At 62.8% G+C, this 22,680-nt stretch carries 24 protein-coding genes and 1 pseudogene; 12 read left to right on the forward strand and 13 right to left on the reverse strand.

What is annotated here, in order from left to right; all coding sequences use genetic code 11:
* Nucleotides 1–57: 57 nt before the first annotated feature.
* Nucleotides 58–255, forward strand: a complete 198-nt coding sequence (locus DV706_RS10495; RefSeq protein ID WP_006064654.1) for a hypothetical protein — start codon at nt 58–60, stop codon at nt 253–255.
* Here the strand turns inward: DV706_RS10495 and DV706_RS10500 are convergent.
* From DV706_RS10500 to DV706_RS10535, 8 genes are all read right to left on the reverse strand, one after another.
* The gene (locus tag DV706_RS10500; RefSeq protein WP_006064653.1) at nt 240–1,097 is read right to left on the reverse strand and encodes a phosphatase PAP2 family protein; all 858 of its coding nucleotides are present in this window, start codon (nt 1,095–1,097) and stop codon (nt 240–242) included. The two genes, DV706_RS10495 and DV706_RS10500, sit on opposite strands and share 16 nt — an antisense overlap.
* Nucleotides 1,098–1,225: 128 nt before the next feature.
* Complete coding sequence (locus tag DV706_RS10505) at nt 1,226–2,116, reverse strand: hypothetical protein (protein WP_006064652.1); 891 nt, start codon at nt 2,114–2,116, stop codon at nt 1,226–1,228.
* A 71-nt stretch (nt 2,117–2,187) separates the two neighbouring features.
* Nucleotides 2,188–5,007, reverse strand: a complete 2,820-nt coding sequence (locus tag DV706_RS10510; protein ID WP_006064651.1) for an AAA domain-containing protein — start codon at nt 5,005–5,007, stop codon at nt 2,188–2,190.
* Between the two features lie 65 nt (nt 5,008–5,072).
* On the reverse strand, nt 5,073–6,284 hold the full coding sequence (locus DV706_RS10515; protein WP_006064650.1) for a carboxylate--amine ligase: 1,212 nt from the start codon (nt 6,282–6,284) through the stop codon (nt 5,073–5,075).
* Entirely contained in the window at nt 6,277–8,193 is a 1,917-nt protein-coding gene (locus DV706_RS10520) for an asparagine synthase-related protein (RefSeq protein WP_006064649.1), read from the reverse strand. The genes DV706_RS10515 and DV706_RS10520 overlap by 8 nt, the downstream gene beginning before the upstream one ends.
* A 433-nt stretch (nt 8,194–8,626) precedes the next feature.
* Nucleotides 8,627–9,181: a MarR family transcriptional regulator gene (locus DV706_RS10525; protein ID WP_240756748.1), complete on the reverse strand. Its 555-nt coding sequence runs from the start codon at nt 9,179–9,181 to the stop codon at nt 8,627–8,629.
* Nucleotides 9,178–9,471 (reverse strand): hypothetical protein, encoded by a 294-nt coding sequence (locus tag DV706_RS10530; RefSeq protein ID WP_006064647.1) that lies wholly within the window; start codon nt 9,469–9,471, stop codon nt 9,178–9,180. The genes DV706_RS10525 and DV706_RS10530 overlap by 4 nt, the downstream gene beginning before the upstream one ends.
* 289 nt (nt 9,472–9,760) lie before the next feature.
* Nucleotides 9,761–10,024 (reverse strand): hypothetical protein, encoded by a 264-nt coding sequence (locus DV706_RS10535; protein WP_006064646.1) that lies wholly within the window; start codon nt 10,022–10,024, stop codon nt 9,761–9,763.
* A 150-nt stretch (nt 10,025–10,174) separates the two neighbouring features.
* Here DV706_RS10535 and DV706_RS10540 point away from each other — a divergent pair, with 150 nt between their 5' ends.
* From DV706_RS10540 to DV706_RS10550, 3 genes are all read left to right on the forward strand, one after another.
* Complete coding sequence (locus DV706_RS10540; protein WP_006064645.1) at nt 10,175–10,726, forward strand: hypothetical protein; 552 nt, start codon at nt 10,175–10,177, stop codon at nt 10,724–10,726.
* Nucleotides 10,727–10,801: 75 nt separating this feature from the next.
* Complete coding sequence (locus DV706_RS10545; protein ID WP_006064644.1) at nt 10,802–11,206, forward strand: nuclear transport factor 2 family protein; 405 nt, start codon at nt 10,802–10,804, stop codon at nt 11,204–11,206.
* The gene (locus tag DV706_RS10550; protein ID WP_049889620.1) at nt 11,203–11,427 is read left to right on the forward strand and encodes a hypothetical protein; all 225 of its coding nucleotides are present in this window, start codon (nt 11,203–11,205) and stop codon (nt 11,425–11,427) included. The genes DV706_RS10545 and DV706_RS10550 overlap by 4 nt, the downstream gene beginning before the upstream one ends.
* A gap of 55 nt (nt 11,428–11,482) precedes the next feature.
* Here the strand turns inward: DV706_RS10550 and DV706_RS10555 are convergent, their stop codons facing one another.
* Complete coding sequence (locus tag DV706_RS10555) at nt 11,483–12,445, reverse strand: zinc-dependent metalloprotease (protein WP_049889619.1); 963 nt, start codon at nt 12,443–12,445, stop codon at nt 11,483–11,485.
* Nucleotides 12,446–12,487: 42 nt separating this feature from the next.
* Entirely contained in the window at nt 12,488–12,787 is a 300-nt protein-coding gene (locus DV706_RS10560; protein WP_006064641.1) for a hypothetical protein, read from the reverse strand.
* A gap of 287 nt (nt 12,788–13,074) precedes the next feature.
* Between DV706_RS10560 and DV706_RS10565 the strand changes: the two genes are divergently transcribed.
* The 3 genes from DV706_RS10565 (at nt 13,075) to DV706_RS10575 (ending at nt 14,809) form a co-directional block, all read left to right on the forward strand.
* The gene (locus DV706_RS10565) at nt 13,075–13,302 is read left to right on the forward strand and encodes an LSM domain-containing protein (RefSeq protein WP_006064640.1); all 228 of its coding nucleotides are present in this window, start codon (nt 13,075–13,077) and stop codon (nt 13,300–13,302) included.
* Nucleotides 13,299–13,475 carry a 50S ribosomal protein L37e gene (locus tag DV706_RS10570; RefSeq protein ID WP_006064639.1) on the forward strand — a complete coding sequence of 59 codons (177 nt, stop codon included), beginning with the start codon at nt 13,299–13,301 and terminating at the stop codon, nt 13,473–13,475. Before DV706_RS10565 ends, DV706_RS10570 begins: the two co-directional genes overlap by 4 nt.
* Before the next feature lie 140 nt (nt 13,476–13,615).
* Nucleotides 13,616–14,809, forward strand: coding sequence for a threonine synthase (locus tag DV706_RS10575; RefSeq protein WP_006064638.1), 1,194 nt, complete (start codon nt 13,616–13,618; stop codon nt 14,807–14,809).
* Nucleotides 14,810–14,884: 75 nt separating this feature from the next.
* Here DV706_RS10575 and DV706_RS10580 read toward each other — a convergent pair whose 3' ends face one another.
* The 3 genes and pseudogenes from DV706_RS10580 to DV706_RS10590 form a co-directional block, all read right to left on the reverse strand.
* Nucleotides 14,885–15,169: a hypothetical protein gene (locus tag DV706_RS10580; RefSeq protein ID WP_006064637.1), complete on the reverse strand. Its 285-nt coding sequence runs from the start codon at nt 15,167–15,169 to the stop codon at nt 14,885–14,887.
* A gap of 64 nt (nt 15,170–15,233) precedes the next feature.
* Nucleotides 15,234–15,950 carry a DUF502 domain-containing protein gene (locus tag DV706_RS10585; RefSeq protein WP_006064636.1) on the reverse strand — a complete coding sequence of 239 codons (717 nt, stop codon included), beginning with the start codon at nt 15,948–15,950 and terminating at the stop codon, nt 15,234–15,236.
* A 39-nt stretch (nt 15,951–15,989) separates the two neighbouring features.
* Nucleotides 15,990–16,208: pseudogene (locus DV706_RS10590) on the reverse strand (proline dehydrogenase family protein); the annotation flags it as partial.
* Nucleotides 16,209–16,515: 307 nt separating this feature from the next.
* On the opposite strand from DV706_RS10590, the gene DV706_RS10595 reads away from it, so the two are divergent.
* The 5 genes from DV706_RS10595 to DV706_RS10615 all read left to right on the forward strand — a co-directional run bounded on the left by DV706_RS10595 (nt 16,516) and on the right by DV706_RS10615 (nt 22,640).
* Nucleotides 16,516–17,898 carry an aspartate aminotransferase family protein gene (locus DV706_RS10595; RefSeq protein WP_006064634.1) on the forward strand — a complete coding sequence of 461 codons (1,383 nt, stop codon included), beginning with the start codon at nt 16,516–16,518 and terminating at the stop codon, nt 17,896–17,898.
* A gap of 19 nt (nt 17,899–17,917) precedes the next feature.
* Entirely contained in the window at nt 17,918–18,307 is a 390-nt protein-coding gene (locus DV706_RS10600) for a Rid family detoxifying hydrolase (protein WP_006064633.1), read from the forward strand.
* A gap of 169 nt (nt 18,308–18,476) precedes the next feature.
* Entirely contained in the window at nt 18,477–19,757 is a 1,281-nt protein-coding gene (locus DV706_RS10605; RefSeq protein ID WP_006064632.1) for an amidohydrolase, read from the forward strand.
* Nucleotides 19,758–19,842: 85 nt separating this feature from the next.
* On the forward strand, nt 19,843–20,490 hold the full coding sequence (locus tag DV706_RS10610) for a hypothetical protein (RefSeq protein WP_006064631.1): 648 nt from the start codon (nt 19,843–19,845) through the stop codon (nt 20,488–20,490).
* A 512-nt stretch (nt 20,491–21,002) separates the two neighbouring features.
* Nucleotides 21,003–22,640: a BCCT family transporter gene (locus DV706_RS10615; RefSeq protein ID WP_049889627.1), complete on the forward strand. Its 1,638-nt coding sequence runs from the start codon at nt 21,003–21,005 to the stop codon at nt 22,638–22,640.
* Nucleotides 22,641–22,680: the final 40 nt, after the last annotated feature.

The following is a 22,680-nucleotide window of genomic DNA, read 5'->3' on the forward strand; positions in this document are numbered from 1 at the left end:
GACCCTGCGCGAATTCGCCTGCACGAGTGTTTTCCTCACGATGGTGGTTGTCGCGGTATGGCGACAATCGCGTACGAGACACCCGACGGCACCGCCGAGGAAGGGGTCGACGCCGAGCATATCACGGACTCGGGGAAGGTACAGGGCGTTCGAATCAGACTCGAGAACGCGGGCTTCGTCCACGTACCGTACACTCGGCTGTACTGGATTCGAATGAGCGAGGACGAAGGGAGCGTCGACTACTCCTCGGCGTAACGACTCGAGCGACGATCGACCACCGCCGAACCGACGTGGCCGACGACCGCGGGAACGACGACGATCCACGCGACGAGGGCAGCGTAGAGTGCGCCGAGCGAGAGTGTGGCGCTGACGACCGATTCGGCAAGTTGGAGTGCCACGACGCCGCCGCCACCGACAGCGGCGAGGGCGACGCCCTCGAGTCTCGAGCGCAGGGCTGGTAGCCCGTTGATTCGACCGGCAGTCAGCAGGCCGCCGAGCGCCCCGCCAACGGCAAGGATAGTGTCCTCGCGGCCGCCAGTGATGACGAGGGCGGGCACCGCGAGGACGATCGCGATCGCGAATCCGACTGCCGGCACACCGCGAGTGAGTCGGTTCATCGCGACGACGAAGCCGATCCCCAACAGTGCGCCGACGATCACATCACCGAGGTAGTGGACCCCGAGGACGACTCTCGAGAGCGAGATGGCGATGACGAGCGCCCCGACGCCGGCGACGGCCCACGTCTCTCGAGATCGGTTGGATACCGAGAGCAGACCGCCATAGACGACCGTCGCCGCGAACGCGTGACCGCTCGGGAAGCCGTAGCCCTCGCGTTCACTCTCGAGGGCGACCAGCATGGCGTCTTCCGGCGGGCGCGGGAGTGCGAGCGCTGTTTTCAACGCGAGCATCACCGCGAGGCCGGCGATCGCGTAGCTGATCACGAGCGCGCTCTGCCGGCGATCGCCCCACCAGAACAACAGCGCGAGGATCCCCATCAGCGCCGTGACGCCGCCGAGTTCGGTGATCGCGATCACGAACTCCGCATACTCCGCCGACACCGCCTCGCGAACGAGTTCACTCTCCGCTTCGAGTCTCATCACGGGTACTGACTGTCAGGCAAATCTATATAAGCGTATCCCGTCGCCGTCGCGTCGGGCCGGCTCTCGAATCGACGCCGACCGCCGTCGATCCGGACCCGCGGCCGACACGAGCGAACGCGAGAAACTCACTCGATCTTCGCCGTAGTCATGACGGTGGCAGTCTCGCCGTCGTCGTAGATCACCGTCAGTTCCGCTCCGGTTGGCACGTCCTCCATCGTGGCTGTCTCGCCTGCGGTTACCGTCTCGACGCCGAACGGGTTTTCGTGTCGGTCGCCGTCGACCTCGACGACGACGGCGTCGCCCTCGAGGTGGTCACCGCCCGTGTGGGTGAGTTCGACGGTCGCCTCGTCGTCCAGCCGTTCGATATCGAACGCGACCTGTGGAACACTCTCCGTTTCGGTATCGGTGCCCCGTCGGTGAATGCCGACAAGCGTCGCCGTCCCTGCCTCGAGTGCATCCTGGCCGCCGTCGACGACGACGAGGCCGTCGGCGTCGGCACTCGTCTCGAGGTGGAACACGCCGGCTTGCAGGTCGTCGAACGACGCTTGACGCTCGTCAGCGGGGGTGTTGTCCACGAGCTCGACGAGCGTCCAGTCGGCATGATCGACGAACGGCCCGTTCGCAAAGACGTGATACGTCACGCTGTCGCTGTCCACGACTGGGGCGATGTAGGCCGTCGGGACGTCACTGTCGAGATCACGGCTGACACGGAGTTCGTCGGCCGTCGCGTCCGCACCCTCGAACTGTGCAGCGAGGACGAACGCCGACTCGGAACCCGAATACTCGATCTCTTGCCCGTCGTCCGTGACGCGCACGTCGTCGTCGACGAACGCGGGATACTCCACAGTTGCGTCGGCCGTCACTGCGTTGGCGAGTGCATTCGAGTCGTCGCCGTCGGTGTCGTCTTCGCTCGACTCGTCGGGTTCGACGGATGACTCGTCCAGACAGCCGGCACCTGCTGTGGCGATGACGCCCACAGCGACGGCGAGCAGTCGTCGTCTCGATGATTCTGTCATTGTGACGGCTTTCGAAGCAAGCTATAAACCTGTTGCCAACTCGTCGAAGGAACAAACACTCCTGTGTCGGGCTACGTCCGCGCCCACTCGAGCATCCGTGCATAGACCGGGTCAGACGACAGCGCTGCCGGATCGCCGACGAGCACGAGCGCGCGTTTCGGTCGGGTCAGCGCGACGTTGATCCGTCGGTAATCCTCGAAGATGGGTCCCTCGAGCGTTCCCGTCGCAGTAAAAGAGATAATGATGACCTCCTGACTCGAGCCCTGAAAGCGGTCGACCGTATCGACGGTGACGTCGTCGGGCACGTGTCTCGAGAGTTCGGAGACCTGCGCCCGGAAGGGAGCGATAACGCCGATTTCGGATCGCTCGAGGCCTGCCGCCTCATACTGCTCGATCAGGTCGGCGATCCGCGCTGCCTCCTCACTGTCGGTGTACTGCCCGCCGTCGCCCTCGACGTCGACGAACGTGACTGGGTCCTGCAGTGCTGGGGGGAGTGCATCCCTGGCAACGCCCTCGAGATCGTTCAAGGTTCGTCCGGCGACCTCGGGTTCGGCGGGTCGGAGCTCGCCGTCGTAGAACTCCCTCGAGGCGAAGGCCTGAATGCGCTGGTTCATCCGGTACTGGCGGTCGAGCATGACCCCAGCCTCGGGATGGCAATCGATGAGGCGTTCGAACAGCGACTCCGTGAGGTCGTTTTCGGCGCGGACGACTGGCGGCAGCTGTTCGTGATCGCCGACGAGGACGAATCGCTCGGCGAGATTGATCGCCGCGCAGGTGCCTGGCTCCGTGAGCTGGGCGGCCTCGTCGACCAGTGCGACGTCGAACGCCTGCTCTTTCATCACTCGAGAGCCACAGGTCGCCGTCGTCGCGGCGACGACCTGTGCGTTCTGGAGTTCGGCGACGCGGTCTTCCGGGTCCCCCGAGCGCTCGAGGCGATACGGCTCCATATCCTCGCGGATGCCGCTTTCGGAGCCGACGCGGACGACGGAGACGCCTTCGCCGTCTCCAGATCGTTGCGTCTGCGACCCAACGCCGTCTTCGAGTTGCTCGAGCAAGGCCTCGAGAGCGTTGTCGACGGCTCGGTTCGTAAACGCAGAGAGCAGGACGCGCTCACCGCGTTCGACCATCGCGCGAATGGCACGGGCAATGGTGTAGGTCTTCCCGGTGCCCGGCGGACCGTGAATCAGGGCACAGTCTCTCGCGCCGACGGCTTTCGTTACGGCCTCGTTCTGGGCGGCGTTGTTGTCGATGAACGTCTCGTCGACGCCGCCGGTTTCACCGGCTCTGTTTCGGTGCGTCTCCGACGCACCGCTCTCCTCGAACTCGGGCGTGGCTCGCCCGAACAGGATATCCTTGCGACGCTCGTCGCCTTTGAGCAACGCGTCGTGCATCGCGACCAGCAGCCGGTCGGTCGTCAGTTCGGAGGGGTAGACGTCGAGCCGCGTGACCTCGACCGGCTCGTCGGCCGTCAGGACGACCACATCGTCCAACCGTTCGATGGTTGCGAGTTCCGAACTCCCCCGGACTGGATGGCCGTCGCTCGCCAAGACGAAGTCGCCTTCCCGTATCTTCGAGTTCGCGCTGCTCGTCCGGCGGGCGCGAAGCTCCCAGCGACCGCCCTCGAGTGGGCGTTTCTCGATAAACTCGAGGTCGATCAGCGCCCGGTCGTCGTCGGCTCGTTCCTGGGCATCCTGTTCCCAGAGTTTGGCGTACTCGCGGTGGACTTCGCGGCGTTCTTCTTCGATCGCCCGGTAAAAGCGCTGGAAGTAGTCGCGTTCCTCCTCGGGTAGCGGCGTCGCGATCTGGCCGGCTTTCGACTCCTGATCGAGTCGGCCCGAGACGACCATGCAGGTGTCCTGTTCGAAACAGTACTCACACTTGGCCGACCCCTCGTAGCCGGTCGGGATGTCGCCGGCGATCTCCATCGCCGCGAGTTCGTTGCGCTGGCGGACGACGAACTTCAACAGCCCATCGCCCATCGTGAACTCCTTTGCCGGGGTGAGATCGCCCGTTTCCTCGTTGCGATCCAGCGCCGAGTTTTTCGTGTAGAGCAGCGTCCCGAGGTCGACGTCGCCGCCGTGTTCTTCGAGCAAGAGCGCATAACAGGCCGCCTGCACCTTGTCTTTGAACCGCGGCTCTTTTTTCAGGTTTTTGCCCGTCTTGAGTTCGACCGGCGCGCCGCGTCGGATGGCGTCGGCCCGCCCGCGAATGCCGAACGTCTCGCTGATGAGCAACTGCTCGGAGCGCCAGCTGTCTTCTTCGGTTAACCGACCCTGCTCGAGCCACCCTTCGATCGCTGTGGCGTTCTCCCGAACCTCCTCGGCGACAGCCTCGGACGTCTCGCCGAGCAAGCCGAGTTCGAGGCCGCGTTCGTCGACGCGGGCGGCGATCGATTCCTCGAGGTCGCGGCCACGAAGCAGGTCGCCAAAGACTTCGTGGACCAGGGTCCCTTTGACGACGGGATAGTTCAGCGGCACACCCGACAGTTTGTTCAGATAGTAGAGTCGGGGACACTCCACCCAGTTGCGGATCGCCGTCACGTTCACCAGAAAACTCGGCTCGACGACGACGTAGGAGTCGCCCGTCGTCGCATACTGGGTCTCGCCCTGATACTCTTCTTTTTTGGCGTTGGTAACGAGCACCTCCATTCCCGGCTCGAGATAGTCAGCCGACTCAGCCCACTTGTTCCAGAGGGTTACCGTCGTGGTCTCGTGGCCAGCTGCGAGGTCCGTCTCCGTGTCGTCTCGAGGACGCGCCACCGTTTGTGACGCTGTGCCGTTATCGCCGTCGCCTGCCATCCGCAACGGCACTTCAGCGAGGTCGCTCTCGCCGTAGCTCGTCGACACCGTCCGCACCTCAACCTCATCCGCGACGGTTCCGCGTACGTACACGACTGTTTGTCACGGACGAGTCCTCAAAAACGCTATCGGTCGTCCGTCCACGCGCCGTCCACCTGTTAGTTGCTCCCCGAGCCGAACCGTCTCGTCACCGCCCCCTCGAGTTCGGTCCTGACCTGTCGGAGGATCGGGCGCGGGTCGTCCAGATGGCCGTAATCGAACTGCGGCGTCGTAACACACGAGCCGATAATCTCGGCCGCCCGCCCCGGCAGCGGAGGCCGTTCGACGAACGGAGAGTCCTCGCGAATGACACTTACCAGATGCTCGAGTTCGCCGTACAGGTAGTGGGTGCCGACGCCGACGTCGTAGCCGGGTTCGATCAGGTCGGACCGACCGGTGGCCGCCAGCCAGTACCAGGCCGGGAAGTCCGCACCGGCGCGAGTCGCACACGCGAGCGACTGCCACATCCGCGGGTTGATCTCGATGATCGAGAACTCGCCGGTTTTCGTGTCTCGGACGTACTCGATACAGGCGAGGCCGTGCCACTCGAGTTCGTCAAGGATCGCCCGGCCGGCGTCCTCGAGTTCCGGAATGTCGACCGACTCCCGGAAGACGCCCCCGCTGCCGGTGTAGGAGTCGCCGCGAAGCTGGCGGTGCTGGAACGTGCCGAGCGCTTCTCCGTGGTCGTACAGCGCCCCGAAGAGGTACTCCTCGCCCTCGACGTACTCCTGGACGATCGGTTCGTGGCCCATCTCCGCCTGGAGCGTGTCGACGTCCGGCGTCTCGCCCGCCGGTACGTGTTCGACCGACTTGGCGATCGTCGAGTCCTCGAACGTGAACTCCTCGAGGTACGTATCGGTGAGCAGGTTGTACCGGGACTTGACGACTCTGTCGCCGCTCCAGTCGTCGACGTCGCCGAGCAGTTGGGTGTCCGGGATCGCCACATCGGCCTGCTTTGCAGCCTCCGCGAGTTGCTTTCGGTCGTGAACCGATTGCAGCGTCTCGAGATTCGGGACGACGACGTCGACGTGGCGCTCGAACTCGTCGGCGTACTTCGCGAGGACGTACGGGTCGTGTGGCCGGTGGGGGACGATCGTCCGAACGTCCGGCCGGGCGGCCAGGCCCAACAGCGCGTCCCTGTACGCCGGGAGATCGCTCGGCGGTGAGACCAGCACCGACTCGTCGCAGTACCGGGAAGCGGTGACGCTCAGAGACTCGTCGTCGACCGCGGCGATCGTATGGACGTCGCGGTGACCGAGCGATCTGACGGTCGCGTACCCGTGTGGATATCGCGATGCGGTGACGACGACGGCGTCGCGGTTGTCAGTCAAGATCGATCACCGTCGGTTGGAGACACCGCTCGAACGGACCGGGCGTGTGATCGTGTCGCATCGTCGAATCGTCCTCGAGTACACACGCCGTCGCGGGCATCGTCAGGACTGTCAACAGCGTATAAAGCTCGCCGACACGGTCTTCGCCGCGACAGTGGGTCCGGTACAACTCGCGTATCGCGTCGGCGTCCGGACCGGGGAGCGCGTCGGCGAGACCGCCCTTCGCCTCGAGGATGTCGGTCGCGAACCCGAACGAGCGAAGCAGTTCTGCGTCGTCAAGCCACGGGCCGTCGGTCAGATACGGCTCCGGCGGCGACCGGGGCGAGACGTACTTCTGCCAGCACTCCATCGCGTGTTCGCCGGCGTACGCGGCCGGGAACGACCGCGAGAGCGAAACGCCGGTGCTCGCGTGTGGGATCGCCACCAACTCGGGGGACAGTCGCTCGACGGCCCGGTTGACGAGGTTCCGTCGGAGCCGGTACCGGATCGGCATCGACAACGAAAGGTCGACGAGTCGGTCGTCGAGAAACGGCGTTCGATACGGAAGGGTCTGCCGGAGGGCGGTGTGAAATCGCATGTCGTCGTCGTTCGACAACGGATACAGATCGCCGTAGTAGACGACTTCCTCGAGCGAGTCGTAGGTGACGCCGTGATGGACGATCCGATCGCCCTCGCGGTAGATGTTCTCCTCGAGCACCGTCCGGAGGTCGGTCGGGGTTTCGAGATCGTCGTGGGCCCGCTCGAGCAGGAGATCGATGTAGTCGTCGACCGTCTCGACCGACCGCTCGACCGGCAGCGTCACCGATCCCAGCGGGCCGAGCGACGTCGTCGGGGACGGGATTCCGAACCCGTCGAACAGCGAGTCGGCGTACAGCCCCGACAGGAGTCCGTCGATCCGGTCCGTGAGTTCGTCTTCGAAACCGGTCGTGTACGGCTGCGTGAACCAGCCGTTGAACGAGCCCGCCCACCGGTTGCGCTCGAGCGCGTTGATCCGGTACTGTGGCCCCCGCTCGAGCAGTTCGAACTCGGCGTCAGCTGTAAGCGCGACCCGTTCCGCGATGCGGGCCTCGCGGTTCATCCAATCGTTCATATGAAACGCTGTCGCGTCCTCGAGGCCAGCCAGTACGAGCCTGGAGTCGCTGCCCCCGGAGAGCAACACGCCGTAGTCGCGACCGTCTCGCGTCCACTCCTCGACGACCGTCCGGAACCGACGCGTGAACTCGTCGACAAACCACTCGAACGACTCATCGCGCGGGCAGTATCGCGGCCGCCAGTACTGGTCGGTCGTCAGGTCGCCCTCGGCGAGCGAAAGCGTCGTGATCGTCCCCGGCTCGAGTTTCTCGATTTTCTCGAACGGCGTCGTCACCCCGAACGTTCGGCGAAAGGCGAGATACTCGTGGAGGTACGCCGGGGAGAAGGCAGTGTCAACTGCCGGATGAAACGGGAGCGCCTGGACGTTCGTCGAAAAGACGAGCGTCTCGTCATCTGGCCGCGTCCAGTAGACCGGTACCGTGCCGAGTCGATCGGTACACAACGAGAGTCGGTCGCGTTCCGCGTCGTACAAGAGCAGCGTGAAGTTCCCGTTGAGTTCGCCGACGAAGTCGATCCCTTCGCGTTCGTACCGCGACAGGCAGTACTGTGCGGGATCGACACCGGTGGGACGAGGCTCGTACTGTCCGGGTCGCGTTCCGTCGCTCGAGTCGGCTCCGTACACGTCGCCGATCACCCAGCAGCAGATCGATCCATTGCTGGCCGCGTGGGGACTGTTCGAGGCCCGGTGTACCCGTGGCGCTGCCGCGATCGCCACGCCGTCGGTTGCGTACTGTACGCTGGCGTCGGACGGAAGCCAGTCGTCGAGTATGCCCGCAGCCGAGCCGCCGGTGTGGACCACCCCGTGTGTGTATCGCATCTCTCATCACCTCTCCGCCGAGTCGAGCAGCGCTTGCTGATCGACGGTCGACGAAAGTACGCGAGCCTGCATCATAGCCGACGGAAGTACGCGAGCCTGCATCATAGCCGACGAAGGGGTCGCTGCGGTATTTATTATATCTATGATAGAATCAATGCATTCCGTGAGTTCAGTCGCAGTAACTGAGATTGGCCTCCATCACGAATCCGTAACCCGCTGAACGGCCGTCCGAGACCCGGTATTTCGGCCGACCGACACGACTGATCGAGCGATCGTCCGCCGGGAGCATCGCCTTCACACTACGGCACGACGGGAACTCTTTCACGTGGTAAAACCGTTAGAAACAGTTCATGATCGATTCGTCGGGTGTCGAGCTCCGTCCGATCGTCAGACGTCGGGACGATCGACGCGTGGTACGACCGGTCGGTCCGTATCAGTCACCGTCCTCAATCGTCTCACCCTCGAGATACCGTCTCCCGCGGTCCGTAATCTCGTACTTGCCACGGTCGACCCGCTCGACGAGTCCGTGCTCGGCTAACTCGTTTAAGCGGCGGTTGACTGCTCCCCGACTCCGATCGATGTTTCGGGCGATCAGCGACGGCGTGAGAACCAGTCCTGCGGTCTCGAGCGTTCGAAGGATGTGTCCGTCCATCGGCGTCATCCACTCCGGTGGCGACCGAACCGCGCTCGGATCGGCACAGAGAAAGACCGACCACTCCGTCCGCCGGAGACGGTTGTGCATCGGATCGTAGAGCCCGTATGCGACGAGCAGCGCAGCCACCCCGTGGACGAAGTGAATCGCCGGGCGATACGTCAGCTGCACGAGCGGATCGCCGATGACGAAGAGAAACAGTCCGACGAACGAGACGGCTATCGATGGCCGGGTGCGAAGCTGGACCCGGTTCCGATACAGGAGGATGCAGAGGACAAGGCTGGCCAGTACCCCGACGAATAGATCGTACGCCACAAGCATTGAGTGGTCAGTCACGACTCTCCCCCGAAGTCGTGAAGCGTCAGGAAGAGCAGCGACACGAGGACGAGGACGCTCGTGTTGACCCCGCTCTTGAGAAGCCGTACGAGCGGAACGTCACAGCCGACGAGCAAGACGAGGCCGTTCTGGACAGTAAACAGTGACATCACCACCAGGAGCGCAAAAACGAGCGTTCCGATCGGCGTACGACGGAAGACGGACCACAGAAGCAACGAGAGGAGCGTCGCACTCGTCCCCGTAATAACTGCAAAGAGGACCGAGGCCTCATAGACGAGACAATCGCTCATTAGCCGACTATCGATTACTCCTTCTCATTACTCTTGCTCTGTTGACCGCCGTCTTTCGCGGACTCGAGACCGGATCAGCGGCCGAATCCGCTCAAGCGACGCGTCGTAAGCCCGGATTACTCGCGTCGGACCTCGTCTCGAGGTGGAACAGCCGCCGACGTTTTTGCCCGAATGAAACGGATCACCGCCCGTTATGAGTGACTCGAGCAGGGACGACCGTGATCGGGAACCAACGAGCGGGGCCGGTGACGTCGGCGACGAGGAACGGGTGTAAGCGGTTCGAGCCCGCCTAGCGGGCCGGACCGAACTCCGGCTCGAGTTCGTCCTCAAGCCGTCGGATCCGGTGTTCGGCGGCGTGATGGCGCATCGCCACGACGGCAAACGCGACCATGACGACGGCGAACGCACTCGAGACCGCAAACGAGACGCCGTTGAGATAGCTATTTCCGAGCTGTCCGACGGCAAGTGCAAGCGGACCGAGTGCGAGCAGGCTGCTTTTGACGGGCGTTGCGCGAAACAGTTCGACGAGCGAGAGTGACTGGCGGACAGACATGGACAAGCGTCAGTTACTCGTTCTGTCGGGGGAGTCGGGGTAGCCTTTTTGCTTCGACCCGATCGGGTGCGGTTGCCTGTCTCGAATCGCCTGGCAGGGTCGTTCGTCGCGACCGATACGTTCATTCTGCCTGCCTCACAACCACCACGTATGCGGATTCGCGAGTGGAAAGACATACTCGAGGACGTCACTGAGCGGGACGTCGAGCCGGAGGATTGGCGTGCTGTCGCCGGTGATCGGTCCGGCGGCGTCGGCGAAGACATGTACCTCGCGCATCCAGCGGCCGGGGTCTTCTTCCTGAAGACCTACGCAAAGAACCCGTTCGAGGTGCGCGGTGTCGGCACGCGGGTTGCTCGCAGTCTCGATGACGAAATCGGCTCGTTTCTCCCCCAGCAGGACGAGGGCGGGCGCTTTGCCGTGCAGTCGCCACCCGAAGATGAGGATCAGGCCGAAACCGTCGGCAAGCGACTCGAGACCGTCCTCGAGACCCATGCGGACGCGCCGACGCGTCCACAGGATCTGTTCGACGACGTCATGGAAGCTCTCGAGAGCCCCGCGTTCGGTCCGATGGCTTACGACCAGTACGACCGGCCCGACGAACTCGAAGGGCTTTCCGAACAGTTCGAGGAAGCTGACGACCTGCTGAACGCGGAACTCGATGACCTGATCGAGACCGATGAGGTCGATCGTGGGTTCATGTGAGCGACAGTGGCTGCAGCGTTCGGCCTGCGTTTGCGACCGGTGTGTCTTTGCAGGCGGATACCGACTGGTGATGATATGAGCGACCGTGCAGAAACCGTCGTCCGTGACTACTACGACGCACTCCGGTCCGGTGAGCCGCTGTCACCATACTTTTTCGAGGACGAATCGACTGTCAAATTCGGGATCAGTGAGTCCCTGTACGGATTCGAGGCTGTCAGCGAGGCGTTACGAGAACAGACGGTGACGACTGAGGAATGGACCCTCGAGAGCGAGCACCTGGTCGTCACGGAACGCAACGGCAGTGCTACGTTCGCCGACGAGGTGACGATGGCCTGGACGGACACCGAAGACAATGATCGACGGCGCTTCGAGACGCGCTGGAGCGGCACGCTCGTCGAGACAGCAAAAAGCGAGGCAGCCGTCGACGCACACGAGTGGCTGTTCGCGACGATGCATGTCAGCGCGGCCCATGAGCTATGAGACGTGGGCCTGGGCGCGACCCCGGAACAACGTCGTCCGGAAGTGAGATAACGAGGTCATCGACCTGGCTCGAGGCCGGGTTCGTCTTGCTTGTCGGTCTTTCGGGTGGGATGATGGCACTCCAGGGTGGGGCATCACTGGCCGTGATCGGGCTGATGATGATCGGTGGACTCATCGCTGGCGGCGCGTTGCTCTGGTATCTTCGCTGGATTGTCGACTAGTAGCTCACACATTGACTGCTGTGCCGGCTCAAACGGTGCCGGTCGCCAGATACGCTCAGCGATCGACACGCCGGAGCCATAGCTCGGGCTCGTCGAGTTCGTCGTGTGTTGGGAGATATGCTGGCCCCTCCCAGACGAGACTCGCCGTCTCGAGGTCGCGTGCGCTAACGACGTCTTCGAAGAAGTTCTTCCCGCGTTTGTACTGTCGTTCTTTGAGGCCGAGACCGAGCAGCCGTCGGAACAGTTGCTGGAGCGGTCCGCGACCCTGTCTGCGTTCGTCGAGTTTTCGACGCAGGTCGGCGTACTCGTCGTCGAAGGCGTGGTCCATGAGTAGTTCGGCGTACCCCTCGACGACGGTCATCGCTGCATCGAGTTCGCGGAACGATGCCCGGTTGAACGAGCCGTCTGAGAGCGCTGCGATGCCGTCTTCCATTCGAGTCTCGAGGTGGTCGGACAACCAGGGTGCAGCGCCGAACTCGGCGGCGTGGGTTACCTCGTGGAAGGCGATCCAGCGCCGGAACCGGTCGGCGTCGACGTCGAGTTTCTCGGCGGCGTTTAAGATGTTCGGCCGAACGAAGTACAGCGCGTGATCGTCGGCGGGCGTCTCGGCGAGCAAGAGCGGATCGTACTGCCCCAGCACGTTTCGACCGAGAAACGCGAGCAGAACAGTCATCGTACCCGTATTGACCGTTCGGGCAACACCGGGGAACGTACCGGTCTGGACCTGACTCTCGAGGGTGCCCATGACGCGTTCGAACGTCGCGATGTTGGCGTCGATCCAGTGGTGACGATTCTGAATCTCGATAGTGTCGGGGACGTCGAACTCGGCACCCGAAACCGTTCGAATGGCGTCTCGCGCCTCCCGGACGTCACGCGCGTAGGCCTCGCGCTCGGCGGCTGGGACGTCGAGCGACCCCGGCTCGGTCGCTGCTTTCGCAGCGTCGGCAGCCGACTGCCAGTCGATCATATTGTCACCGGACGCCCCGGCAACGGCCTGGGCGCTACGATAGAGATTCACGAATACGAATACGGGAAGCAGGCGCAAAAGCGTTCGGTCAGGTTAGTTGACGATGACGTCGGGCTCTTCTTCTGTCTCGAGGTCTGGCTCGTCCTCGCCGCCACGGAACTTCTTGACAGCGGCGGCGATGCCGACGAGGACGACGAGTGCGACGATGGCACCCACGGCTTTTCCGCCGGAGCTGTCGTCAGTTGTGGCAGCTTCGTCCTCGTCAGTTTCGGCCTCGAGGTCGGATGACTCCTCGCCGTCGCCGAACGGAAGCGGCTCGTCGAGCGTTCGTGGTCCAAACTGGGTGTCGCCGTCAAGATGCAACTCGATGAAGGTAAACTTCTTTTCTCCCATAACCGGATGTCCCACGAGTGTCCACTTAGCCGTTGGGTTCGGGTTCTGAGAGCGAGAGGCACACAGCAGTTCCAGTCACAGCCACAGCCGTCTCGTCGCTCCACACTGTATAGCCGCTGAACGTCACTGCACACCAGATTGCACGATGGCTGTGCGATCAGTGTCTCACTCGGTTCAGTTGTTACGATAAATTGACTCCGTTGGGACGGTAATTCCAACCATCACAGTCGGTACCAGATGGATACAGGACCGGTACGATTAAGTGTCCATCACCTGCGCTCTTTCGTATGAGTGGACGACCGCTGGATGTCCTCGAGGCGTCGCTTGGTGAACGTGTGTCGGTACGGCTCAAGAGTGGCGACGAGTACGTCGGCGACCTCGCTGGCTACGATCAGCACATGAACCTCGTGCTCGAGGACGTCACAATCCCCGTCGGGGACGAAGTCGAATCAGAGTCGCCGGCCGAAGACACAACCATTATACGCGGCGATAACGTCGTTTCGATCACTCCATGACTGGCGCAGGAACCCCGAGCCAAGGAAAGAAGAACAAGACGACACACACCAAATGTCGTCGCTGCGGAGAGAAGTCCTACCACACCAAGAAGAAAGTCTGCTCGTCGTGTGGCTTCGGTAAATCGGCCAAACGACGCAGCTACGAGTGGCAGTCGAAAACCGGCGACAACTGATTCCTGAGACTGCGGTTTTCGCTTCTGCTTTCTTCATTTCGAGTCCCAACTGCAGCTGTCACTGATCGTGCCGACAGTCTGTGCGACAACGTGAAACCGCCGATGGACAGTCATTTGTCTTGGGGCACGAACACGTGCGTATGGAGACGACGGACGCCTTTGTCGGTCTCGAGTGTGTCGACTGTGCGGCGACCTACGACGCTGCGGACGAACCACACCAGTGTCCCGCCTGCGGCGGGATGCTCGATCCGAGCTACGACTACGATGCGATCGACCTCGACCGCGAGACCCTCGAGTCGCGACCGTTCGACTCGCAGTGGCGCTACGCGGAACTGCTCCCGTTCACGCGAGAGTCGGCAGTGACGAGCGACGAGGGGGCAACGGCGCTAGTCGACTGCCCGAATCTGGCCGACGAGCTGGGCGTCGAGCGTCTGCTAATCAAAGACGACGGCCGGAACCCGACGGGGTCGACGGCGGATCGCGGCCAGTCGCTGGCGCTGACGGCGGCCAGTCAGCACGGCGCGACTGACGTCGTCCTCGCCTCGACGGGCAACAGCGGCCAGTCCGCGGCCGCTTACGCAGGCCGGGCGGGCCTCGAGTCACACACCTACGTCCCGTCGCGCTCGAGTTTCACGAACAAGGCGATGGTCAACGTCCACGGCGGCGAGATGAACGTCGTTGGTGGGCGTTTCGATGACGCTGTCGGGGCCTACGAGGAGGGGCTGGCCGAACACGACAACTGGTACTCGGTCCAGTCGTTCGTCACGCCGTATCGTCACGAGGGCGCGAAGACGACCCTGTACGAAATCATCGAGGGACTCGAGTGGTCGGTGCCCGACATCGTCGCCTACCCGACGGGTGTCGGTGTCGGTCTTGTCGGCGCGTACAAGGCTGCGACGGAGCTGCAGGAGCTCGGACTGATCGACGAGTCGCCAGCGCTGTACGCCACGCAGGCCGAGGGCTGTGCGCCGATCGTCGACGCCTTCGAGAACGATCGCGACGTTCACGAGCCGGTCGAGACGCCCGATACCATCTGTGGCGAACTCGAGATCGCGGACCCGCCGGCGGGTCGACGGGTGCTCGAGGCGCTTTCCGAGACGGATGGCGGCGCCGTCGCGACTGAGGACCGGGATATTCTCGAGGCGGCGGTGCAGGTCGCCCAGCATACCGGCCTCGAGATGGCCCCGAGCGCGGCGGCGGCCGCAAGCGGTGTGTGGGAACTCGCCGAGCGCGACGCGTTCGACGGCGATGAGACCGTTGTCATCGTCAACACGGCCTCGGGGAACAAGGAAGGTGACGTGTTGCGCAGTCACCTGATGAGCCAGGGCATATAACGGATTCCGCCCCGAACACGGTCGTATCGTCGCTCACACTGTTGTTGCGTGTTCGAACGTGGACTCGAGAGCCGATTAGCGAGGACTGAACCGGTTGGTCCGATCGTCACCGTCAGTTCGTTCGTCGTCGATGCTCTCGGTGACGTCGTCGTAGATGTCGATGTGGTGGATCGCACTCGGCGAGAGCAGTCGGTCGCCCTCGAGTTCGATCCAGCCGTTCGCGTGGACGACGATCGGGCCGGCATACAGCTCCTCGTCTGCGTCGGCTCCGTCGTAGATGACGACATCACGATACGCCTGCGTGAGCGGGTTCATATCGTCTGTAACGATCGAGTCTCGCGAGAACGGCGGCGGGAACATTGACATCCAGAACGAACATTCGCTGGCCGATAACTGTTTTGTTGCTGACACGGCGTTCGTGTCGTCAGTCGTCGTCGGCCTTCTCGGCTTTTCGGTCGTCGATGCGTCCGGCTTTCGCCTCATCGACGACATCGATCGAGACGCCGGCCTCCATACCGCGGTTTCGGTTTGCGTCACCGAATCCGGCGCTTAGCACGCGGGTCAGGGCGTCTTCGACGTCCTCGTCGAGTTCGGTGATGCGGTCGGATTCGACTTCGATGACAAAGCCGGTCGTGATGTTCGGTGACGTCGGCAAGAACAACACTTCACGGCCGTCATCAGTCGTTTTACCGGTTTTGAACGCCGTCATCCGGAGCCCGTTCCAGGTCTCGAGTTTGACGGGTTTCTGGAGCGATTCCTGTTCGCCGAAGGCCGTTTCGGCGGCCATCTTCGAGGCGTTGTAGACGACCCGCATGACGGGGACGCGGTTTGCGATGTTGTCGACGAGCCGTTCGACGAGGCCGCCGACGGTCGTCCGCATGAGATAGCCGACGGAAAACGTGAGGATAACGAAGACGGTCAGTGCGACCACGACGCGGAGGAACTGTGCAAGTTGCTCGCGAGTTTGCTGGGCCTGCTCGTTATCGCCAGGGATGAGCGACTCGAGAGCTTCGGCCTCGAGAATCAGCCCGGGCGTCATCCCGGCGATGAGTCCATAGAGCCAGTAGATGACGTAGAGAGTGACGAGAATTGGGCCGAGGACGATCAGCCCACTTGCGAAATCTCGCTTCCACGAAGCCATGTACAGAAACTCTCACTAGGGGCTAATGAGCCCTTCCCTTCAGCGCCCGACGATCGCTCGGAGGGCGAACCAGAGATTTGCTTTCCGTTCGGTTATCCGGCGATAGAAGTACGATTTCCAGCGGTCGCCGTAGGGGACGTACTGGGAGACGGGGAACTCCTCGGCGAGGTCGAACTGAGCGGATTCACGGACCCCCATGAGCATTTGAATCTCGAAGTCGGTGCCGTACTCGTCGTGGAGTTCGATCGCGTGGTCGATCCTCGTAGTGTTCGCCGAGTAGATTGACGATCGCCCTGACGTTTTGGCCATTGAGCTGTCGGACGTGATCGAGTGCCTGGGGATTCCCCGGCGACAAAGCGGTTCGCGATCGGCGGGATCATACCGACCTGTTCGCCAGCCAGTCCTAAGGGAGTTTGTACGTCACTCGAGGTGATACGTTCGTCCGGGACTGATTTCGACCCGTGTCGTCGTCCAGCTCGAGCACACACCAATATTCGAAATCTGTGTATGGTCTGCATGGATACTGTGGACAAAATATTAATACCTGTTTCACCTGGGGTGATGTATGACCGCAGGACCACCGATCGAAGAGCTGCATTACGAGGACGCACCGGATGTCGACAACGTTCCTGGCCCGAACACCCGCGCGCTACTCGAGAAACAGGAAAACATCGACAGCAGCGCGGTCGCCTATCCCGGCGACATTCCGATCGCGTTCGAGGAGGGGAAAGGCGCGACGGTTCGTGACGCCGACGGCAACACGTACATCGACCTCTTCGCAGGGATCGGCGTGCTCAACGTCGGTCACTCGAACCCCTATGTGCTCGAGGCGGTCCACGAGCAGGCCGACAAGTTCGTCCACACGGTCGACTTCCCGACGGAAGCGCGCCTCGAACTCATCGAGAAACTCGACGAGATCGCGCCGGCGGGTCTGCAGGGGAACAACCGGGTCGTCTTCGGCGGTCCGACGGGGAGCGACGCGATCGAGGCCTCGATCAAACTCGCCAAATACAACACGGGCGGCGACGGTCTCATCGCCTTCCGCGGGGCCTACCACGGCGCGACGACCGGCGCGATGAGCGTCACTTCGAACAAGAAGTTCAAGGGCCACTACACGCCGCTGCTTTCTGACGTCGTCCACGCGCCGTACCCACATCCGTTCCGACAGGACAAGACGCCTCAGGAGGCCGTCGACCACGCACTCGAGGAAGTCAAAGCGATCGTCGAGGACCCATACGGCGGCCTCGCAAACCCGGCCGGAATCTTCGTCGAGCCGATCCAGGGCGAAGGCGGCATCGTCACCCCGCCAAAAGGGTTCTTGCAGGGACTGCGCGACATCGCCGATGAGAACGATATCGTGCTCGTCTTCGACGAGATCCAGAGCGGGCTCGGCCGCACTGGCGAGTGGTGGGCCAGCGACTGGGAAGGTGTCACACCGGACGTGATGACCTCCGCGAAGGCGCTGGGCGGCGTTGGCTTCCCGCTGTCGGCGACGATGTATCACGAGGACCTCGACACCTGGGGCTCGGGCGATCACGCTGGCACCTACCGTGGCCACGTCGTCGGCATGCGCGCCGGCACCCGTGCCATCGAGTATATTCAGGAACACGACCTGCTCGCTCACGCCCGCGAGCTGGGTGAGTACATTCAGGGCCGACTGCGCGAGGCCGCCGACGAGACGGACCGTCTCGCAGACATCCGCGGCAAGGGCCTGTTCATCGGAGCCGAGTTCGTCGACGAAGACGGCGCTCCGGACGGCGACGTCGTCGACGCCATCCAGCAGTACTGTTTCGAACGCGGTGTCCTGATCTGGACGGCCGGTCGCCACGGCAACGTCCTACGATTCCTGCCACCGCTCGTGCTCACGCACGACCTGGCAGAGACGGCGCTGGACGTCGTCGTGGAGGCAATCGAGCACGTGACCGAAGACGTGAAACAGACTGCCTGAGCCGGTCGCTCGAGTCAGTATGTCCGACCCCACCCCCATCGAAACCGACGGCGCGCCGAGCAACGACAACCCCTACTCACAGGGCGTCCGCGCCGGCGACACTCTGTACGTCTCTGGCTACGGACCCGTCGATCCCGACACCGGCGAGGCTGTCGACGGCGAGATCGAAGCCCAGACCGAGCGAGTGCTCGAGAACATCGCCGCTGTCGTCTCCGAGGCCGGCGGCGACGGCCTCGCGGACGTCGTCAAGGTGACGGTCTATCTGACGGATCTCGAGGACTACGAACGGGTCAACGAGGCCTACGGCGCGCAGTTCGGCGACGAACCGCCGGCCCGCGTCTGCGTCGAGGTCTCGCGACTCCCCGAGGACGTCCGCGTCGAGATGGACGCGACGGCGTACCTCGGCTGAGGCGGCTTGCTGTACCCAACTCTCGGCGGTTTCACTGTTCGCGGTCGTGCCGGAGCGACGACAAGCAGCCCGTTCGACTTTTTTCGAGTTGTCGTCGCGCTGTCCGTGGCCGTGCGGGATGCGAGTATTGAGCACGATTAAGTAGTTCTGCTCTCTAGCAGTGCCAAGCATGGCCTACGACACCCCCACCCGACTGCGCGAGCTGCGACGGGCGTTCCACCGCCATCCCGAACCCGGCTGGCGGGAGTTCCAGACGACGGCCCGCGTCGTCCGCGAACTCGAGGCGATCGGCGTCGACGAGATCGCCGTCGGCCGCGAGGCGCTGGCGACTGATGAACGCATGGCTGTCCCCTCCGACGCTGACCTCGAGCCGTGGCTCGAGCGGGCCCGCGATGCGGGGGTTCGCGAGGACATCCTCGAGCGGACGGCAGACGGCCACACTGGCGTTGTGGCGGTCCTCGAACAGGGTTCGGGACCGACGGTTGGCTTGCGCGTCGATCTCGATGCGATCTCGATGGCTGAGTCAACTGCAGACGACCATCGGCCGGCCGCCGAAGGGTTTCGCTCGGTACACGACGGCTACATGCACGCCTGTGGCCACGATGGCCACATCGCGATGGGGCTGGGAACGCTCAAGGCAGTCAAAGCGAGCGAGTTCGAGGGGACACTGAAGGTCTTCTTCCAGCCCGCCGAGGAGATCTCCGGCGGCGGGAAGGCGATGGCCGCCGGCGGCTATCTCGACGACGTCGACTACCTGCTCGCGGTCCACGTCGGCCTCGACCATCCAACCGGCGAGATCGTCGCCGGTGTCGAAAAACCACTGGCGATGGCGCACCTGACGGCGACGTTCGAGGGGGCAAGCGCCCACGCCGGCAAAGCGCCGAATCAAGGCGCGAACGCGATGCAGGCGGCGGCAGCCGCGATCCAGAACGCCTATGCGATCCCCCGCCACGCCGACGGGATGACCCGCGTCAACGTCGGCCAGATCGAAGGCGGCACCGCGAGTAACGTCATCGCCGAGGAGGTCTCGATCGAGGCCGAGGTCCGCGGGGAGACGACGGCGCTGATGGAGTACACTCGGACAGAACTCGAGCGCGTGCTGTACGCCGCCGCCGAGATGCACGACTGTGACGTGACGCCGCGCGTGCTCGGCGAGTCGCCTCGCGTCGACAGCCATCCGGCGCTGCGCTCGCTCGTCGGCGACGTCGCCTGGGAGGTGCCAGGCGTCGACTCCGTCGTCCCGACGACTGATCTCGGCGTGAGCGAGGACGTCACCTATCTGATGGAGCGTGTGCAGGCGAACAACGGGCTCGCATCGTACGTGCTCGTGGGAACGGATCATCCGACGAACCACCACACGCCGACGTTCGACATCGACGAGGACAGCCTCGAAATCGGAGTTTCGGTGCTTGCAAACACTGCGATCGAACTCTCGCGGCGGCGACCATGAGAGTGATCTGTCGCCAAACACGTTCGAGTACTATCATGTCTGGCGGATCAGAACCATTAATTCCCGCGCTCTCTGTGTATGCACCATGAGCCAGGACGACGTGCCGGAGTCGCTGCGAACGGCGGCGGACTCGGATCGGCCGCGCGGAATTCTAACGCCCTCCGACCGTGACTTCCTGCTTGGCCGAAAGACGGATTACACGGACCACTCGAAAAAACAGAAGCGAAACCGAATCCGGCGACGGGTTCGCAACGCGGTGCTCGATTTCAGTATCCTCTTCGAGTATCTCGAAGAACGCGACCGACAGACGGTCTTTGATCCCGACGACGAGGACCGGGACGCCTACACGCAGGGGATTACGGATATGCTCGCCTTTCTCCATCTCGGGACGATGGGCTACTACACCCCGTTCAAAGACATGCTTTCGGAAGGCGTCGGCAAAGCCGAACAGCAACTCGCCGGCTCGAACTACCGGATGGTCAACGTCGAGTTCAACGTCGAACCGGTGGGCCAGATCGACGTCGACGAGGTCATCAACAAACTCGAAAACGAGGAGTTCGCCCAGTTGACCGACGAGGAACTCCGTGCATTCGTCCGGCTGTTGACGATGTCGGAGGGGTTCTCACCCGACGCGGCCCGCGAGAACATCCAGGACCGCGTTGACGAATTCAGCCAGCGGCTTACCGAAAGCGCCGAGACACGCGAACAGAAACTCGAGGATCTGACGAACTGAGCCACGTCGACCGACGACTAACGGCGATGCATCCGCCGTTAGTCCACCGTCGCCAGTGACGAGCGAGCCGTCCGTGTTCACGATCGGCCTCGAGGCTGTCGGGTCGCCGTTGGATGGCACCGTTCGGGGCAAACCCTGCTATCGGAGTGGGATGTCTTCTATTGTCATTAGCAGTATACAGTATGTGACTCTGGAGACTCGCGCTTCTTTCCAAAGGAACAGCGCCACTCGCAGTGCTGGTTCCAAGTAGTTGTTTATTCGCGCCAGAAGTAGCTGATACTATTCTACGCTCGTATCTAGGTGTACAATCGACATATTTTGTATATCGTTAAGACAGTCAGCTACAAATCCGTCCAATAAACGCAATCTGTGTATGCCAGTTACAGAAAGGAAATATTTATACGAGATACTGACAATTGGTTCGGTATGCCATTGCAGCTCATGGCGAGTGGTAGATGGAGGCACGGATTGGGGACCAAACGAGCGGCCCAGCACTCGAGGGAGGTGAGAACATGAGTGACTCCGAGATGGGGATGATCGAACGGTTTACCGACGAGCTCGACCCGGTCGTCTTCGTGTTCGGTGCGTTGCTCACACTCGGGGTGATCGGCGCATTCTTCTTCGATCGGGACGCCGTCTCGAGCGGGATCGCGACCGTGCACGCGGAGATGCTCAGCTACCTGAGCTGGGCGTTGCTGGTGATCGTCTTTCTGATCGTCCTCTTCTTGCTGTTCCTGATCGTCGGCCCGTGGGGGAAGATCAAGCTCGGTGATTCGGATCCAGAGTACAGCTTCCTGTCGTTTTTCGCGATGTTGTACTCGGCCGGATTCGCCGCCGGTGTCGTCTTCTGGGGACCGACCGAGGCGCTGTTCTATTACGACAGTCCGTCACCGCTGTTCGGCGTCGAAGGTGGAACGGGTGAGTCAATCTCGATCGCCGTCCAGCAGACGCTGTTCCACTGGGCGCTCCCCCAGCTTGCGGTGTTTACCATCATGGGGATCGCGATCGGCTACTTCGCGTACAACTACGAGTCGGTGCCGCTGCGTGTGTCCTCGGCGCTGACGCCGATCATCGGCAAGGAGAACCTCGATGGGCCGGTCGCGAAAGTGGTCGACATCGTCGCCGTCTTCGCGACAATCGGCGGTGTTGCGACGTCGCTTGGCTTCATCGGGAGCCAGTTCGTCTCCGGACTCGACTACCAGTGGGGGATCAGCATGGGCGACACCGGGATCTTGCTCATCGTGACGACCATGACGATCCTGTTTACCATCTCGATGGTGCTCGGGGTCGACAAGGGGATTCGCCGGCTGTCAAACTTCAACATGGGGCTGTTCGTCGCACTCATGCTCGCGACGTTCATCCTCGGTCCGACGATGTTCCTGGTGTTGCTCGGCTCGCAGGCGATCGGTGGAATGATCAGTGACTTCGTGTCGATGAGTCTCTACACCGGTGCCGGCACCGAGGGCGGACTCGCGTGGATGGAGACGTGGACCGTCTTCTACTGGGCGTGGGCACTCTCGTGGTCCCCGTTCGCCGGCCTGTTCATTGCGCGGATCGCCAAAGGCCGCACCGTCCGTGAGGTCGCATTTACGGGTATCGTGGCGACCTCTGCGGCGACGATTCCGTGGTTCACGTTCGTCGGCGGCACTGCCGTCTTCTTCCAGCACGAGGGGATCGCCGACTTCGGGCAGGTGATGGCGTTCGAGGTCGGGCCGGAAGTGTCGGGCTTCATCCTGTTCGATGCGTTCCCGCTCGGGTCAGTGTTCATGATCGCGTTCCTCGTGCTCGTGACGACCTTCTTCATCACGTCGGCTGACTCCTCGACGCTCGCCGTCTCGATGATGACCACCGGCGGCAAAGCACAGCCTTCGACGATCAACCGCGTCTTTTGGGGGATCGTGCTCGGGCTGACCGCAGCAATCCTCATGATCCTCGGCGGTGAAGGTGGTGCCGACGCACTCCAGCAGGCAGTCGTCATCACCGGCGCACCGTTCGCGTTCGTCTGCCTTCTCGCGATGTTCTCGCTGATCAAGAACTTCAGCGCCACCCAAGGACAAGTGTTGCTCCAGGACGAAACCGTGCTCATCGGCTCAGCATCTGACAAGTCCGAGGACGAACCCGCTGCAAGCGCCGAACCGACCGACGACTAAACCTCGCCGCCAGTTCGTTCTTTTCTCGATTCGACTGGCA

It is taken from the genome of Natronorubrum bangense (genome assembly GCF_004799645.1).
In the GTDB taxonomy this organism is placed as follows: Archaea; Halobacteriota; Halobacteria; order Halobacteriales; family Natrialbaceae; genus Natronorubrum; species Natronorubrum bangense.